Origin of the sequence: Luteimonas salinilitoris (assembly GCF_041300785.1) — a bacterium.
In the GTDB taxonomy this organism is placed as follows: Bacteria; Pseudomonadota; Gammaproteobacteria; order Xanthomonadales; family Xanthomonadaceae; genus Luteimonas; species Luteimonas salinilitoris.
Genome location: NZ_JBFWIB010000001.1, coordinates 177,718 through 193,415 on the forward strand (window position 1 = coordinate 177,718; position 15,698 = coordinate 193,415).

At 68.8% G+C, this 15,698-nt stretch carries 14 protein-coding genes and 1 pseudogene; 6 read left to right on the forward strand and 9 right to left on the reverse strand.

The genetic code is table 11. The features are described from left to right. Window positions 1-33 precede the first annotated feature (33 nt). Window positions 34-717, forward strand: a complete 684-nt coding sequence (locus AB5T46_RS00715) for a response regulator transcription factor (RefSeq protein WP_149196539.1) — start codon at window positions 34-36, stop codon at window positions 715-717. Window positions 718-740: 23 nt separating this feature from the next. Next, window positions 741-2,093: a sensor histidine kinase gene (locus AB5T46_RS00720; RefSeq protein ID WP_370561880.1), complete on the forward strand. Its 1,353-nt coding sequence runs from the start codon at window positions 741-743 to the stop codon at window positions 2,091-2,093. A 109-nt stretch (window positions 2,094-2,202) separates the two neighbouring features. Here the strand turns inward: AB5T46_RS00720 and AB5T46_RS00725 are convergent, their stop codons facing one another. The 4 genes from AB5T46_RS00725 to AB5T46_RS00740 all read right to left on the reverse strand — a co-directional run bounded on the left by AB5T46_RS00725 (window position 2,203) and on the right by AB5T46_RS00740 (window position 5,988). Beyond that, on the reverse strand, window positions 2,203-2,850 hold the full coding sequence (locus tag AB5T46_RS00725; protein ID WP_370562416.1) for an ABC-type transport auxiliary lipoprotein family protein: 648 nt from the start codon (window positions 2,848-2,850) through the stop codon (window positions 2,203-2,205). 50 nt (window positions 2,851-2,900) lie between these two features. Further along, window positions 2,901-3,827, reverse strand: a complete 927-nt coding sequence (locus AB5T46_RS00730; protein ID WP_370561881.1) for an MlaD family protein — start codon at window positions 3,825-3,827, stop codon at window positions 2,901-2,903. Between the two features lie 134 nt (window positions 3,828-3,961). Continuing rightward, window positions 3,962-4,798 carry an ABC transporter ATP-binding protein gene (locus tag AB5T46_RS00735; protein ID WP_370562417.1) on the reverse strand — a complete coding sequence of 279 codons (837 nt, stop codon included), beginning with the start codon at window positions 4,796-4,798 and terminating at the stop codon, window positions 3,962-3,964. Window positions 4,799-4,872: 74 nt separating this feature from the next. After that, on the reverse strand, window positions 4,873-5,988 hold the full coding sequence (locus AB5T46_RS00740) for an ABC transporter permease (RefSeq protein ID WP_370561882.1): 1,116 nt from the start codon (window positions 5,986-5,988) through the stop codon (window positions 4,873-4,875). Between the two features lie 159 nt (window positions 5,989-6,147). Here AB5T46_RS00740 and AB5T46_RS00745 point away from each other — a divergent pair, with 159 nt between their 5' ends. Then, entirely contained in the window at window positions 6,148-7,398 is a 1,251-nt protein-coding gene (locus AB5T46_RS00745; protein WP_370561883.1) for a threonine/serine exporter family protein, read from the forward strand. A 307-nt stretch (window positions 7,399-7,705) separates the two neighbouring features. Here AB5T46_RS00745 and AB5T46_RS00750 read toward each other — a convergent pair whose 3' ends face one another. From AB5T46_RS00750 to AB5T46_RS00765, 4 genes are all read right to left on the reverse strand, one after another. Further along, entirely contained in the window at window positions 7,706-8,077 is a 372-nt protein-coding gene (locus AB5T46_RS00750) for an H-NS histone family protein (RefSeq protein WP_370561884.1), read from the reverse strand. Between the two features lie 176 nt (window positions 8,078-8,253). After that, window positions 8,254-9,954: a proline--tRNA ligase gene (locus AB5T46_RS00755; RefSeq protein WP_370561885.1), complete on the reverse strand. Its 1,701-nt coding sequence runs from the start codon at window positions 9,952-9,954 to the stop codon at window positions 8,254-8,256. A gap of 219 nt (window positions 9,955-10,173) precedes the next feature. Next, window positions 10,174-10,461: a DUF4124 domain-containing protein gene (locus AB5T46_RS00760; protein ID WP_370561886.1), complete on the reverse strand. Its 288-nt coding sequence runs from the start codon at window positions 10,459-10,461 to the stop codon at window positions 10,174-10,176. A gap of 3 nt (window positions 10,462-10,464) precedes the next feature. After that, window positions 10,465-10,875: a DUF4124 domain-containing protein gene (locus tag AB5T46_RS00765; RefSeq protein WP_370561888.1), complete on the reverse strand. Its 411-nt coding sequence runs from the start codon at window positions 10,873-10,875 to the stop codon at window positions 10,465-10,467. A gap of 147 nt (window positions 10,876-11,022) precedes the next feature. Here AB5T46_RS00765 and pssA point away from each other — a divergent pair, with 147 nt between their 5' ends. From pssA to rimI, 3 genes and pseudogenes are all read left to right on the forward strand, one after another. After that, the gene (gene pssA / locus AB5T46_RS00770; RefSeq protein ID WP_370561889.1) at window positions 11,023-11,802 is read left to right on the forward strand and encodes a CDP-diacylglycerol--serine O-phosphatidyltransferase; all 780 of its coding nucleotides are present in this window, start codon (window positions 11,023-11,025) and stop codon (window positions 11,800-11,802) included. A gap of 86 nt (window positions 11,803-11,888) precedes the next feature. Further along, a pseudogene (locus AB5T46_RS00775) lies at window positions 11,889-12,056 on the forward strand (alanine acetyltransferase); the annotation flags it as partial. A gap of 47 nt (window positions 12,057-12,103) precedes the next feature. Beyond that, window positions 12,104-12,544, forward strand: a complete 441-nt coding sequence (rimI, locus tag AB5T46_RS00780) for a ribosomal protein S18-alanine N-acetyltransferase (protein WP_370562418.1) — start codon at window positions 12,104-12,106, stop codon at window positions 12,542-12,544. A gap of 262 nt (window positions 12,545-12,806) precedes the next feature. On the opposite strand, the gene AB5T46_RS00785 is transcribed toward rimI, so the two are convergent. Continuing rightward, window positions 12,807-15,614: a valine--tRNA ligase gene (locus AB5T46_RS00785; RefSeq protein ID WP_370561891.1), complete on the reverse strand. Its 2,808-nt coding sequence runs from the start codon at window positions 15,612-15,614 to the stop codon at window positions 12,807-12,809. Window positions 15,615-15,698: the final 84 nt, after the last annotated feature.

Here is a 15,698-nt window from a genome sequence, read left to right on the forward strand (position 1 = left end):
GCCCACCCGCCCCCAACACGGAATCCCTCGCCGATGCGCATCCTCGTGATCGAAGACAACCAGGACATCGCCGCGAACCTCGGCGATTACCTCGAAGACCGTGGCCATACCGTCGACTTCGCCGCCGACGGCGTCACCGGTCTGCACCTGGCCGTGGTCCACGATTTCGACGCGATCGTGCTCGACCTCAACCTGCCCGGGATGGACGGGCTCGAAGTCTGCCGCAAGCTGCGCAACGAGGCGCGCAAGCAGACGCCGGTGCTGATGCTGACCGCGCGCGATTCGCTGGACAACAAACTCTCCGGCTTCGACTCCGGCGCCGACGACTACCTGATCAAGCCGTTCGCGCTGCAGGAGGTCGAGGTACGGCTCAACGCGTTGTCGCGGCGCGGCCGCGGCGTGCAGACGCGGGTGCTGGAAACGGCCGATCTCGAATACAACCTCGACACCCTGGAAGTGCGCCGCCAGGGCAAGCTGCTGCAGCTCAATCCCACCGCGCTCAAGATCCTGCAGTCGCTGATGGAGGCGTCGCCGGCGGTGGTCACGCGGCAGGAGCTGGAAACCCGGGTCTGGGGCGAGGAGCTGCCGGATTCGGATTCGTTGCGGGTGCACATCCACGGCCTGCGCGCGGTGATCGACAAGCCGTTCGACACGCCTCTGATCCAGACCCGCCACGGTATCGGCTACCGCATCGCCGCGCCCGAGGGCAGCAGCTAGTCTCCCGCCCGCTCGTCCCGCACATGTCGACAGATCCGACGCCCGAGGCGACACCAGCGCGTCGGGTCAGACGCTACCGGCGGCGCCTGCGCAGCCGCATCATCCTCTCCTTCGTCCTGCTCGGTTTCGGCCTCACCGCGCTGTTCGCGTTCCTGACCCAGGAGGCGCGCAACCGCGTCGAGAACGACCTGGTCGAGGACGTGATGAACCGCAACATCGACGAGTTCGCGCGGCGCTTCTACAGCGACCCCACCAGCAGCCCCGATCTGCCGCTGCAGCAGATGATCGGACGGGTGGTCAAGCGCGAGCGCTTCGAAATGCTCAAGGTCGAGCAGCCGGACTGGTACGACCTGCCCGACGGCATCCACAACCTCAGCGGCGTGGACGAGAACGGCGAGCCGTTCTCGTACAAGCTGGCGGTGCGCAAGACGCCGGAGGAGTGGTTCTTCCTCGCTTACGACATGACCCAGGCCGCGCGCGGCGAGGCGCAGTTCCAGCGCGCGATCCTGGGTTCGGTGCTGCTGGTCTCCCTGTTGTCGTTGCTGATCGGGTGGTGGGCGGCGTCACGGGTGATGAGCCCGGTCTCCGACCTCGCCAGGCGCCTGCAGGATTCGGACAGCAGCACGCGGCCCGCGGCGTTGGCGGCGCACTTCCCCGACGACGAGGTCGGCCAGCTCGCCGGCGCGCTGGACGACTACGCCGCGCGCCTGACCGAGGTGGTGCAGCGCGATCGCGAGTTCAACGCCGACGTCAGCCATGAGCTGCGCACGCCGCTGGCGGTGATCAGGGGCGCGGTCGAGCTGCTGCTGGCCAGGCCCGGGCTCGACGACAAGACCGAGGCGCGGCTGCTGCGCATCCAGCGCGCCGAGCAGCAATGCACCGACCTGATCAGCGCGCTGCTGCTGCTCTCGCGCAACGAGCGCGGGCATGGCGCGACCGACGTGGCCAAGGTCGCCGAGCAGTTGCTGGATGCGCACCGCACCCAGATCCGCAACAAGCCGCTGGAGCTGCGGCTGCAGGGCGAGTCCGGCCTGGTGGTCGACGCGCCGGAGGCGGCGGTCTCGGTGGCGCTGGGCAACCTGATCGGCAACGCGGTCAAGTACACCAACGCCGGCGAGGTGGTGGTGCGGATGCGGCAGCAGGCGGTCGAGGTGGTCGACTCGGGACCCGGCCTCAGCCCCGAGGACGCGGCCAGGCTGTTCGAGCGCGGCTATCGCGGCACCCACGCCGAGCACTCCCAGGGCGGCGGCATCGGCCTGTCGATCGTGCGCCGGCTGTGCGACCTGTACGGCTGGAGCGTGCGCGTGGTGCCCGGCGAGACGCAGGGCGTGATCGCGACGCTGTCGTTCGCCACGACCACCGCCTCCCCGTCGTAGAGCGGAGCTTGCTCCGCTGCTCCCGGCTCCGGAGCCCGCGCAGCCGAGCAAGCTCGGCTCTACGGGTCCGGGGGCCTGCGGGAACGCATCCCGCGGCAGGGACTGGCGGTCATGGTCGTTGGGCCTCCGCTGCATCCGCCTCGCCGCTGGTCAGGGTCCAGCCGACGATGTCGCGGGTGATCGCGGCCAGCGACTGCTCGAACGCGGCGACCACGTCGTCGACCTCCGTGCTGGCGGCGGGCGCCGCCTGCAGGAACGTGCGCGAGGCGGCCACGCGCTGGTCGCGGTTGTAGAGCAGCTTGGCGGCGATCTCGATCGTCGCGTCGGGCACGGCGAGGCCGGTGTAGTCGGATTCGAAACGGCGCACGTCCAGCACCAGCTTGTAGTCGGCACGGATCCCGGTGTCGCTGCGGGCGACCGCGTTGATCCGGCCGGAATCCTCGAACGCGCGCAGCAGCGTGTCCTCGATCAGGTTGGTCGACGGCTGTGCCCAGGATGCGCCGGCATAGACCTGCAGTTCCGCCGGCGTCGGCCGCACGTTGATGCGCGGGCTGTCGATCACGCGCGAGGCGGAGGCGCCGCCGATGGCGAGCTGCCACTGCACGCTGGGCCAGGCCGGATCGGCCTGGACGCGGACATCCGGCGCATAGATCGTGGCGCGCGCGCTGGTGCCGCCGCTGCCGAGCACGCTGCAGCCAGCCAGCGCAATGGCGGCGATCGCCGGCACGGCCGAGCGCAGCAGCGCGCCGGCCGTGATGCGGTTCCGGCGCGGCAATGCCGGCGCCCGGTGGGATCGGTTGGCGGTGTTCATTCCGGTTCGAACTCCTTGGGGGCGTCGCGACCGAGCAGGTAGCGCGCGGGATTGCTCTCGAGGCGGTCGCTGATCCGGCGCAGGTCGCGGACCAACGCGCGCAGTTCGCCCAGCGTCGGTCCGAGCTGCGACAGGCCGTCGTTGGCGAAACTGTTGATGGCGGCGCGGTTCTCGTTGAGGATCGCGTCGGCGCCGTTGGCAGCCGAATCCAGCCGGACCAGGGTGCGGTCCAGTTTCTCCATCAGCTGCGGCAGTTCCTGCACGAAGCCGCGGTCGAACTCGCCGATCACCGCGTTGGTCGAATCCAGCGTGCGCTCCAGCCGCTCGCTGGCCGAGCGCGCCGAGCGCAGCAGTTCGGTGATGTCTTCGCGGCCGTCGCCGAGCGCCGCGGTGACGTTCTCGATATTGGTCAGCGTGCTGTCGATCTTGGCGATGTTGTCGTCGCTGAACAGCGTGTCCAGCCGCTCGACCAGGCGGTTGGCGATGTCGGCGATGTTCTGCAGCGCGGACGGTTCGGTGAGGATGATCGGCACCTCGCGATCGGAGCGGTCGATCAGGCGCGGCGCATTGGGGCTGCCGCCGGTGAGCTGGATGATCGGCGGTCCGGTCAGGCTGGTCATCGACAGCCTGGCGCGGGTGTCGACCTTGATCGGCGCCTGCGCATCGAGGCGCAGCTGTGCGATCACCTGGCGCGGATCGTCCGGCGCCAGATGCAGGTTCTGCACCGTGCCGACGGCGATGCCGTTGTACTGCACGCTGCTGCCCTCCGACAGGCCGGTGACCGGCTCGTTGAACACCACCGCGTAGGTCTCCCAGCTGCGGTCGGAGGCATATTTGGCCGCCCATAGCGCGAACAGCAGGCCGAACACCGTCACCGCGATGGTGAAGACGCCGATCAGGACATAGTTGGCTTTTGTTTCCATGAGTCAGGGCCGGGAATCGGGAATGGGGAATGGGGAATCGGGAACGGCGCCGCTGTTTCGGTCATCTCGAGGCACGAACCGCGCGCTGGTGCCGGGCCGCCGGGTGATACGAAGAATGCAAGGTAGCGAGGATTTCATCCATTCCCGATTCCCGATTCCCGATTCCCGGACTTCCGTGCGGCACGGGCGCGCGGACCGTGGAAATATTCCTGCACCCACGGATGATCGAGTCGTTCCACCTCGGCCAGCGGCGCCGTGGCCAGCACCCTGCGATCGGCCAGTACCGCGATCCGGTCGCAGATGGCGTACAGCGTATCCAGATCGTGCGTGATCAGGAACACCGTCAATCCGAGGGCCTGTTGCAGGGTGCGGATCAGCTGGTCGAAGGCGGCCGCGCCGATCGGATCGAGCCCGGCGGTGGGCTCGTCCAGGAACATCAACGGCGGATCCAGCGCCAGTGCGCGCGCCACGCCGGCGCGCTTGCGCATGCCGCCGGACAGCTGCGACGGCAGCTTGTCGATGGTATCTGCCGGCAGCCCCGCCAGTTTGACCTTGAGCAGGGCGAGTTCGTAGCGCAGTGAATCGCTGAGCTGCGGATAGTACTCCTTCAGCGGCACCTGCACGTTCTCGCCGACGGTCAGCGAGGAGAACAGTGCGCCGTCCTGGAACAGCACGCCGGTGTTGCGCTCGACATGGCGCCGCGAGACCGGATCTTCGCTGCGCGCGTCCACGCCCAGCACCTCGATCTGCCCGGCCTGGGGCTTGCGCAGGCCGAGGATGGTGCGCATCAGCACCGACTTGCCGGAACCGGAGCCGCCGACCACGCCGAGGATCTCGCCGCGGCGCACGTCCAGGTCCAGCCCTTCGTGCACGACTTGTTTGCCGAAGCGGTTCTCGATGCCGCGCACGCGGATGATCGGCTGTTCGTCGGCGTGGCCGTGATTGGTGATTGGTGATTGGTGATTGGTCAAATCCAAGGCAGGATCTCCGACGCGTTAGTCATCTGCTGCTACGAATCACCAATTGCCGGTCATCAATCACGATCCTACCAGCCGATGTGCATGAACCAGATCGCAGCGATCGCATCGAGCACGATGACCAGCGCGATCGACTGCACCACGCTCGAGGTGGTGCGCTCGCCGACCGATTGCGCGGTGCCTTCCACCCGCAGACCCTCCAGACAGCCGATCAGGCCGATCAGCATTGCGAACACCGGCGCCTTCGACAGGCCGACCAGCATGTGCCGCAGTTCGAAGGTATCCTGCATGCGCGCCAGGTAGGCTGGCGGCGGGATGTCCAGGCTGAAGGCGCCGACCGAGACGCCCCCGGCCAGGCCGGCGACCATCGCCAGGAAGGTCAGCAGCGGCAGCATCACCAGCAGCGCGATGATCCGCGGCAGCACCAGCAGGTCCACCGGGTCCAGGCCCAGGGTGCGGATCGCGTCGACCTCCTCGCGGCTGACCATCGCGCCGATCTGCGCGGTGAACGCGCTGGCGGTGCGGCCGGCGAGGATGATCGCGGTCAGCAGCACTGCGAACTCGCGCAGGAAGGCGATGCTGACCAGCTCGACCACGAAGATCTGAGCGCCGAAGTCGGCCAGGATGGTCGAGCCGAGGAAGGCGATCACCGCGCCCACCAGGAACGACAGCAGCATCACCAGCGGCACCGCGTCCAGGCCCACCTGTTCCATGTGGTGCACGGTGGAGGTGAGCCGGAAGCGCGACGGCTCCTTCACCAGGCGCACCAGCTTGAACAGGTTCTCGCCGAGGAAGCTGACCAGCGCGACGGCTTCCTTCCAGTTGCCCTGTACCGCGAAACCGAGGCGGTAGAGCGCGGCCGCGAAGCCGTACTCGCGCTTGCGCGGCGGTCGGTCGTCGGCCACGTCCTCGATCGCCTCGACCAGCGCGTGATGGTTGTCATGGAAGCGGAACCGGTCGAAATCCAGTTCGCGGCGCCGGGCGAAGCGGATCAGCTGCAGCACGCCGACCGAATCGATGCGCTCGACGCCGCTGGCGTCGATCTCGCGCACGCTTTCCGGGATCTCGCGCAGGCAGGCGCCGATTTCGCCGGAGAAGCGCAGCGTCCAGCGCCCGCTCAGGCGCAGCCGCGAGGCGTCGTCGGGATCGGTCTCGATGCTCGGCGCTGAGGCGGGCGGGGTCATGCGGAAGCACGGTTCCTGTGCACTGGCATCGCCATAGAGTACGCAATCGCGGCGGCGCGCGGTCAAGCGGCCGCGGAACGGCGTCGGCCGTTGCTGCGGGCGCGCCGCGCCGGTGCCGGGCGGCTGTCGGCGCGGCCGCGCGCGTGCGATCCTGTGCCGATGACCCGCGCCTCCCCTCGCACCTACGGTTACGCCGCCCGCATCGCCTTCGTGGTGGAGCTGGCGGAGCAACTGCATGCCTACGGCACCACCGCGCAGCGGCTGGAGAGCACGGTGGTCGCCATCGCGCAGCAGCTGGACCTGGATTGCGAGCCCTGGGTCAACCCGACCGGCATGGTGCTGTCCTTCAGCGATCCGCAGCGCCCGCCCGGCGACAGCGATACCACCCGCGTGATCCGGATGGCGCCGGGCGAGGTCGATCTCTACAGCCTGTGCGAGGTCGATCGCATCGCCGAGGAGGTGATGGCGGGCGCGCTCGACCTGGCCGAGGGCCACGCCGCGCTGCGTGCGCTCGACCTGCGCCGCCCCGGCTGGCGCGGCAAGACCCTGCACGTGCTCGCGTTCGCCATGATCGCCGCCGGCGTGGCCGGGCTGTGGCGGCTGCCGTGGCTGGACATCGCCACCGCGGCGACCATCGGCCTGCTGATCGGCCTGCTCGACCTGGCCACCCGCAACGGCCAGCGGCTGAAGGAGGCGGGCGACGCGCTGGCGGGCATGCTCGCCGGCTTCGTGGCCATCGTCGTGGCCGGATTCGTGGCGCCGCTCAATCTCAACACGGTAGTGATCGCTTCGCTGATCGTGATGCTGCCCGGCATGGCGCTGACCAACGCGGTCACCGAACTGACCAGCCAGCACCTGGTGTCGGGCACCGCGCGCTTCGCCGGTGCGGTGACCACCGTGCTCAAGCTCACCGTCGGCACCGTGATCGCGTTGACGCTGGCGCAACTGCTCGGGATCGAGCCGCAGGTGCGGGCGCTGCGGCCGCAGCCGGACTGGGTGGAATGGTTGGCGCTGGGCACGGCTTCGCTGGCCTTCGCGATCCTGTTCCGCGCGCATCGCCGTGATTATCCGCTGGTGATGCTGGCCGCGGCCGCGGGCTATCTGATCTCGCGCCATGCCGGCGTCGTCTGGGGTGCGTCGATTGGGCTGTTCCTGTCCGCGCTGGTGCTGACCGCCGCCGGCAACGGCTACGCGCGCTGGGCCAACCGTCCGGGTGCGGTGATCCGGGTGCCCGGGATCATCATGCTGGTACCCGGCAGCGCCAGCCTGCGCGGACTGATGACCCTGATCCAGCAGCAGGACGTCACCCTCGGCCAGCAGGCGATGCTGGCGGTGCTCAACATCATCCTCGCGCTGATCGCCGGCCTGTTGTTCGGCAACCTGTTGCTGCCGGCGCGCAAGCATCTTTGATCGCGCCGCGCCAGGCAGCCCTCTCCGTTGCGCCAAGACAAACGCCGTCGCCACGGCCGGTGTCAATGACTAGCCGCGCCAGGCAGCCCTCTCCGTTGCGCCGAGACAAACGCCGTCGCCACGGCCGGTGTCAATGACTAGCCGGTATCCGTTTAGATGCGCAGCAAAAAACCACTGGATGACCACCCGACGGCCGTCGTAAAGCGCCTCCGGCTTGCGACAGGATGACTTGACCATAAGCTCTTCCCGAGTCCCGACAACAAAAACGCCGGCTTTCGCCGGCGTTTTCGTCTACACGAGGCCATGATCACTTCTTGATCAAAAAGTCCTCGACCTTCTTGCCTTTCTTTACCTGCGCGGCCAGCCAGCGCGGCTGCTTGCCGCGACCGGTCCAGGTTTCGGTCCTGTTGGCGGGATTGCGGTACTTCGGCGCCACTTTGCCGAGCTTGCGACGCTTGGTTGCCTTCTTTGCGGTCTTGCGCGTCGCGGTGACGGTCTTGGCGGTACGACCGCCGAACAGTTCGGCGATGCTGTAGCCCTCCGCCTGCGCCTGGGTCTCGAGCTTCTTGCGGACCGCGGCGATCGGCTTGCGCTTCTTCAGCGTGGTCTTGCGCTGCTTCGCCTGGGTGATCAGCGAGTCGAGTTCCCTGGCCGACAGGTCGTTCAGATCGATTGCCATCAAGTGCTCCAGATTATGGGTAAAGGGAATGCCGGTCCGTGGCGACCCGGGATCATAATCCATTCAGTTAACTCTTGACAAATTCCGAGTTAATCGATCCGGCAGATGTCTTGCGCTGTCGGGCCGGAGTATGGCCGAGGTACGGCCGAAAATCGCGGATATTCCTTGCGGCCCGCTCAGCGGTTGCCGTGCAGGCGCGCGAACAGCGCGCTGCGATCCAGGTTCTCCGACGCATCGGCGCTGCGCGCACGATATTCGAAGGTGCCGGCCGCGAGGCCGCGTTCCGACACCACCACGCGGTGCGGGATGCCGATCAGTTCGATGTCGGCGAACATCGGGCCGGGACGCAGCCCGCGATCGTCGAGCACGGTTTCGATGCCGGCGGCCTGCAGCTCGCGATACAGCGCTTCGGCCGCCTCGATCACCGACGGATTCTGCTTGGGGTTGATCACGCAGACCGCGACCTGCCAGGGCGCCATCGGTTCGGGCCAGAGAATGCCGGCGTCGTCGTGGTTCTGCTCGATCGCGGCGGCGACCACGCGCGAGACGCCGATGCCGTAGCAGCCCATCGCCGGCACCGCCGCCTTGCCGGTTTCGTCGAGCACCGTGCAGTCCATCGCTTCGGCGTACCTGCGGCCGAGCTGGAACACATGACCGACCTCGATGCCGCGGGCGATGCGGATCTCGCCGCCGTCCTCGGCGCGATCGCCGGCGACCACGTTACGGATGTCGGCGACGGTTTCCACCTCGGGCAGGTCACGGCCCCAGTTGACGCCAGCCAGGTGGTAGCCGGCCTCGTTGGCGCCGACCACGAAATCGGCCAGCGCAGCGACTTCGCGGTCGGCGACCACGCGGACCACGCCGCGCATGCCGACCGGCCCGAGGAAACCCGGCTCGCTGCCCATGTGGGCGAGAATCTCGGCCTCGGTGGCCATGCGGTAGTCGGCCAGGCCCGGCACCTTGGCCAGCTTGATCTCGTTGACGCCGTGATCGCCGCGCACCAGCGCCAGCACGAAGCCGTCGTCGGCCATCACCGCGATCGACTTGACCGTCCGCGCCAGCGGAATGCCGAGCAGCGCGGCCACGTCCTCGCAGGTGCGCTGCGTCGGCGTTTCGACCTTGCGCAGTTCCTCGGCGGCGACCGCGCGTGGGCCGGGCGCGGCGGCGACCGCGGTTTCGACGTTGGCGGCGTAGTCGGAACCGGTGGAGAAAGCGATCGCGTCCTCGCCGGAGTCGGCCAGCACGTGGAATTCCTGCGAGGCGTCGCCGCCGATCGCGCCGGAATCGGCCTGTACCGCGCGGAACTTCAACCCGAGCCGGGCGAAGATGCGGGTATAAGCCGCATGCATGTTGCGGTATTCGCGATCCAGGTCGGCATCGGTGAGATGGAAGGAATAAGCATCCTTCATCAGGAACTCGCGCGCGCGCATCACCCCGAAGCGCGGGCGGATCTCGTCGCGGAACTTGGTCTGGATCTGGTAGAAGTTCACCGGCAGCTGCTTGTAGCTCGCCAGTTCGTTGCGGGCGAGGTCGGTGATCACTTCCTCGTGCGTGGGGCCGACGCAATACCAGGCGTCCTTGCGATCGCGCAGTTTCAGCAGCTGGCCGCCGAATTTCTGCCAGCGCCCGCTTTCCTCCCACAATTCCTTCGGTTGCACCGACGGCATCAGCAGCTCGATCGCGCCGGCGGCGTTCATTTCCTCGCGCACGATCGCCTCGACCTTGCGCAGCACGCGCAGGCCCAGCGGCGACCAGGTGTAGATGCCGGCGGCGAGCTTGCGGACCATGCCGGCGCGGAGCATCAGCTGGTGGCTGACGATCTCGGCGTCGGCGGGCGTTTCCTTGCTGGTGTGGAGATGGAACTGCGACAGGCGCATGGCAGGGGATTCGTCGAAAGCGGACCCGCGATTCTGCCAGCGTTGAGGCCCGGATGCGGGAATTTCGTTCCGGACGGCTCTTGCGGTTTCGAGAAGGGCAGGATACGGATACGCGGATCGAAACCGCGCCCGCACCGCTCGCGTCCGTGCATTCCGGGGCCGGTCCGGAATGCGGGGGCGCGTTCGCCGAAACCGAAGTCCCGAGTTCCCGGCCGGCGCTCAGCGCCGCTCGCCGTGGACCTCGATCCCCTCGCGCGGCTGCACGTCGACTTTCTCGTAGCTGCGCCCGGCATGGCGGCCGCCCGGCGGCCGTTCGGTAATCTGCAGGTTGCCGGCATCGTCGCGCCAGCGGTACAGCGCCGGGCCGGCGTCCCCGGCCGCGGCGGCCGCGGCGTTTTCGGCGCGATCGCGCCTGGCTTGCGCCGCTTCCGGCGGGTCGCGCGACAGCCACCAGGCCAGCGCGCCGCCGGCCACCAAGCCCAGCACCACGGCCCAGGTCAGGCGCATGGCTCAGCCGACGGGTGCGTCGTCGGTGCAGTAGGCCTGCACCGCCGCCTGGGCCAGCTCCAGCTGGTTGGCGCGCTCGTCGGCATCCAGCTCGCGAACGTTGCCTTCGCCGTCGTCCTGCTGCACCGGTCCCTCGCTTCGCAACGTCTCGATATTGCGGCGCGCGATGGCGCATTGCGAATTCTCGGCGGCGGCGGGCGTGGAGGCCTGCCCGGCGGCGGTGGTGGTCTGCGAAGTGCTGGCGCCGGAATCGGTGATCTTGCGCTGCTGATAATTGCCGCTCGGCGGCGGGGACTCCGAATAGTGGGTGACGCCGTTGGCGTCCTTCCACTGGTAGACCTCGTCGGCGCCGGCGCCGGTGGCGAACGCGGCGACGACCAGCGCCAGAGCGGTGCCGAGGATCGGATGGCGCATGGAAAGCTCCTGGGGAATCGAGGAAAAGGGGGGGCGGGGGGATGGACGCGATTGCAGCACCCCCGAGGCGGGCGCGCAAGCCGCGGTTCCGCGGTGCTTGACGGCCGTCGCGGGATTCCCAGGCCCCGGGCCCGGTAAACTCGGGCCATGGAAGACGACGCCCCCACCCCCGGCCCGGCACGCGGCCGCGGCATCTACCTGCTGCCGAACCTGTTCACCACGGGCGGGCTGTTCGCGGGTTTCTTCGCCATCATCGCCGCCTCGCAGGGGCGCTACGGGGCGGCCTGCATCGCGATCTTCGTCGCCGCGATCCTCGACGGCATCGACGGCCGGGTGGCGCGCCTGACCAACACCCAGAGCGAGTTCGGCGTGCAGTACGACTCGCTGGCCGACCTGATCAGCTTCGGCATGGCGCCGGCGCTGGTGATGTACCACTGGGCGCTGATGTCGCTGAAGCTCGATGGCGTGACCATCGGCCGGATCGGCTGGCTGGCGGCGTTCCTGTACGCCGCCTGCGCGGCGCTGCGGCTGGCGCGCTTCAACAGCCAGGTGGCGAAGGTCGACAAGCGCTGGTTCGTCGGCCTGGCCAGCCCGGCGGCGGCGGGGCTGATGGCGAGCTTCGTGTGGACCAGCCACGATCTCGACTGGAGCGGCGAGGAGCTGCGCTACCTCGCGCTGGCGGTGACGGTGGTCGCCTCGCTGCTGATGGTCAGCCGGATCCGCTACACCAGTTTCAAGGGCGGCGGCAGCGGGCCGAAATCCGACCGGGTGCCGTTCTTCTTCCTGCTGATCGCGCTGGCGTTGCTGATCGCACTGTGGATCGATCCTCCCAAGACGCTGCTGACGGCGGCGACGCTGTACGCGCTGTCCGGGCCGGCCGCGTGGGCGTGGCGCCGTCGCTCGCCGGCGGCGAGGGCGGCGCCGTGAGTTGGGACGGGCTGCAGCGCGAGACGCTCGACGCGCTCGGTTTCACCCTGTGGCGCAGGGTCGACGCGACGGCGTCGATGCCGGACGATCCATTGCTGCATGCGCTGCTGCGCGCGGCCGGGCGCGGTCCGGAGGCGCCGGACGCGGCGAGCCTGTGCCGCGGCTGGATGCCGCTGGCGCGCCTGCGCACGCCCGACGCCAAGCGCGCACTCTGGCCGCAGCTGCGTGCGCTGCGGAGCCGGGCCGGCTCGTGAACGCCCGGGCCGCGGACGCTCCCGGCGTCGCCGCGAGCCTGCGGCCGATGCGCGCGGACGATCTTGCCGAGGTGATGGCGATCGAACTGCGCGCCTACCCGTTTCCGTGGACGCCGGGGATCTTCCGCGACTGCCTGCGCGCCGGTTATCCGGCCTGGGTGCTGCAGGACCGGGGGCGCATCATCGGCTACGGCGTGCTCAGCGTCGCCGCCGGCGAAGCGCACGTGCTCAACCTTTGCGTCGGTCCCGAGGTCCAGGGACAGGGGCATGGCCGCAGGCTGCTGCGGGCATTGCTGCGCATCGCCCGCGGGCAGGGCGTGGTCCGCGTGTTCCTCGAGGTGCGGCCGTCGAACCCGCAGGCCATCGCGCTGTACCACGACGAGGGTTTCAACGAGATCGGGCGGCGGCCGCGCTATTACCCCGCCATGCGCGGGCGCGAGGATGCGATCGTGATGGCGATCGAACTGGTCGGCGAATCCGAGGACTAGACCACCGTAGGAGCGCGCCATGCGCGCGATGCCGTGCCAGGCAGTCCTTTCCGCTACGACGAAGCCATCCCCGTCGCCACGGGCGGTGTCAGTGAATAGCCCGCACCTCGAGCCAAAGAAGATGAGGGGTTGGTCCATCGTGAAGGGCTTGGCTATTGATTGGCACCGCCCGTGGCGACGGGGTTTGTCTCATCGCAACGGAGAAGGCTGCCTGGCGCGGCATCGCGCGCATGGCGCGCTCCTACGGGGGAAGCGGCGGTTTCTACAGCCGCGCGCGCTGCGCGGCGAGCGCGTCGCGCTGCGCGGTCCATTCGGCCAGGCGCTTGCGCTCCTGTTCCACCACCGCGGCCGGCGCGTTCTGCACGAAGGTGGCGTTGCCGAGTTTGCCCTCGCACTTGCCGATCTCGGCCTCGACCCGCTTGAGCTCCTTGTCCAGGCGGCCACGCTCGGCATCCAGGTCGACCAGGCCCGCCAGCGGCACGAACAGCTTCAGTCCGCCGACGACGCCGGCGGCGGCCGGCGGCGGGTCGCCTTCGATCGCCTCGATGCGCTCGAGCCGCAACAGGAACGTCAGCTGCGAGGCGAAGCGCTCCACGCGGACGCTGTCCGTCGCGGACGCATCGCGCAGCAGCAGGACCACCTGCCGCGCCGGCGAGACGCCGAGTTCGCTGCGGATGCGGCGCAGCGTCGACACCATCTGCTTGAGCCACTCGACATCGTCCTCGGCCTGTGCGAACGCGGCCACGTCGAAGCCGGCGGCCTGCGGATAGCGCTGCAGTGAAATACTGTCGCCGTCGATGCCGAGCCGCGGCGCGACCTGGCGCCACAGCGCCTCGGTCACGAACGGGATCAGCGGGTGCAGCAGCCGCAGCAGCGCTTCGAGCACAAACAGCAGCGTGTGGCGGGTGCTGTCGGCGGCCGCGGCGTCATCGCCGTTGAGCGCCGGCTTGGCCAGTTCGACGAACCAGTCGCAGAAGCCGTTCCAGGCGAACTCGTACAGCGTCTGCGCCAGCAGGTCGAAACGGTAGGCGGCGAAGTGCGCCTCGGCCTCGGCCGCGGTCGTGGCCAGACGGGCGAGGATCCATTTTTCCGGGGCGGTCCGGGCTGTAGGAGCGGCTTCAGCCCCGACTGTCGCGGCTGAAGCCGCTCCTACAGAGACGGGGAAACCCTCGGTGTTCATCAGCACGAAGCGCGTCGCGTTCCACAGCTTGTTGCAGAAGTTCTTGTAGCCCTCGGCGCGGCCGAGATCGAACTTGATGTCGCGCCCGGGGCCGGCCAGCGCCGCCATGGTGAAGCGCAGCGGATCGGCACCGTGCGCGGCGATGCCGTCGGGGAACTCCTTGCGCGTCGCCTTCTCGATCCTGGCCGCCATCTGCGGCTGCATCAGCCCGGCGGTGCGCTTGGCGACCAGGTGGTCGAGCGTGATGCCGTCGATGATGTCCAGCGGGTCGAGGATGTTGCCCTTGGACTTGGACATCTTCTGCCCGTCCTTGTCGCGCACCAGGCCGGTGATGTAGACGTCGCGGAACGGGATCTGCCCGGTGAGCGCGTCGCTCATCACGATCATCCGCGCCACCCAGAAGAAGATGATGTCGAAGCCGGTGACCAGCACGCTGCTGGGCAGGAAATCCTCGAAGCCGCGCTCGCCCATCGCGGCCTCGTCCGGCCAGCCCAGGGTCGAGAACGGCCACAGCCCGGACGAGAACCAGGTCTCGAGCACGTCGCTGTCCTGCGCCAGCGGCCCGTGGTAGCCGGCCGCTTCGGCCTTGGCGCGCGCCTCGGCCTCGTTGCGGCCGACGAACACTTCGCCGTCCTCGCCGTACCAGGCGGGAATGCGATGGCCCCACCACAGCTGGCGGCTGATGCACCAGTCCTGGATGTTCTGCAGCCAGTGCCGGTAGGTGCTGATCCAGTTCGGCGGCACGAACTTCACCGACCCGTTCTCGACCAGTTCCAGTCCGCGTTGCGCCAGGCCGTCCATCTTCACGAACCATTGGTCGGTCAGGTACGGCTCGATCGCCTGGCCGGTGCGGTCGCCGCGCGGCACCTGCAGCTTGTGCGGTTTCGCCTCGATCAGCAGGCCGGCGGCCTCGAGGTCGACGACGATCGCCTTGCGCGCGGCGAAACGGTCCAGGCCGCGGTACCGCTCCGGCGCGTTGTCGTTGATCGCCGCGTCTGCGGTGAAGACATTGATCAGCGGCAGCGCGTGCCGCTGGCCGACGGCGTAGTCGTTGAAGTCGTGCGCCGGGGTGACCTTGACGATGCCGGTGCCGAACGCGCGGTCGACATAGGCGTCGGCGATCACCGGGATCTCGCGTCCGGTCAGCGGCAGGGTCACCGCCTTGCCGACCAGGTGCGCGTAGCGCTCGTCCTCCGGATGCACCATCACCGCGGTGTCGCCGAGCATGGTCTCCGGGCGGGTGGTGGCCACCACCACCTCGCCACTGCCGTCGCTGAGCGGATAGCGGATCGACCACAGGAAGCCGTCCTCTTCCTCGCTCACCACCTCCAGGTCGGAGATCGCGGTCTTCAGCGCCGGGTCCCAGTTGACCAGGCGCTGGCCGCGGTAGACCAGGCCCTGCTCGTACATGCGCACGAAGGCCTCGATCACCGCCCGCGAGGGCATGTCGTCCATGGTGAAGACGCTGCGCGACCAGTCGCCGGAGGTACCCAGCCGGCGCATCTGTCGTTCGATGGTGTCGCCGGACTCCGCCTTCCATTCCCACACCTTGGCGATGAAGCCATCGCGGCCGAGCGCGTCGCGGGTTTCACCCTTGCCTTCGCGCGTCAGGTTGCGGGTGACCACCATCTCGGTGGCGATGCCGGCATGGTCGCTGCCCATCTGCCACAGCGTGCGGTGGCCGAGCATGCGGTGATAGCGGATCAACGCATCCTGCAGCGTGTGCTGGAAGGCGTGGCCCATGTGCAGCGTGCCGGTGACGTTCGGCGGCGGCAGCAGGATCGTGTAGGCGGGACCGTCGCCGCGCGGCGAGAACATGCCGGCCGATTCCCACTCGGCGTAGAGCCGGGATTCGAAGGCGCTGGGGTCGTAGCTGGGGGCGAGGGTCATAAGGGCCGGGAATGGGGAATCGAGAATCGGGAATAGTGAAGAGCAGCGGTCAACGGGAGACCGGGCCGGAGGAGGGGTGATCGC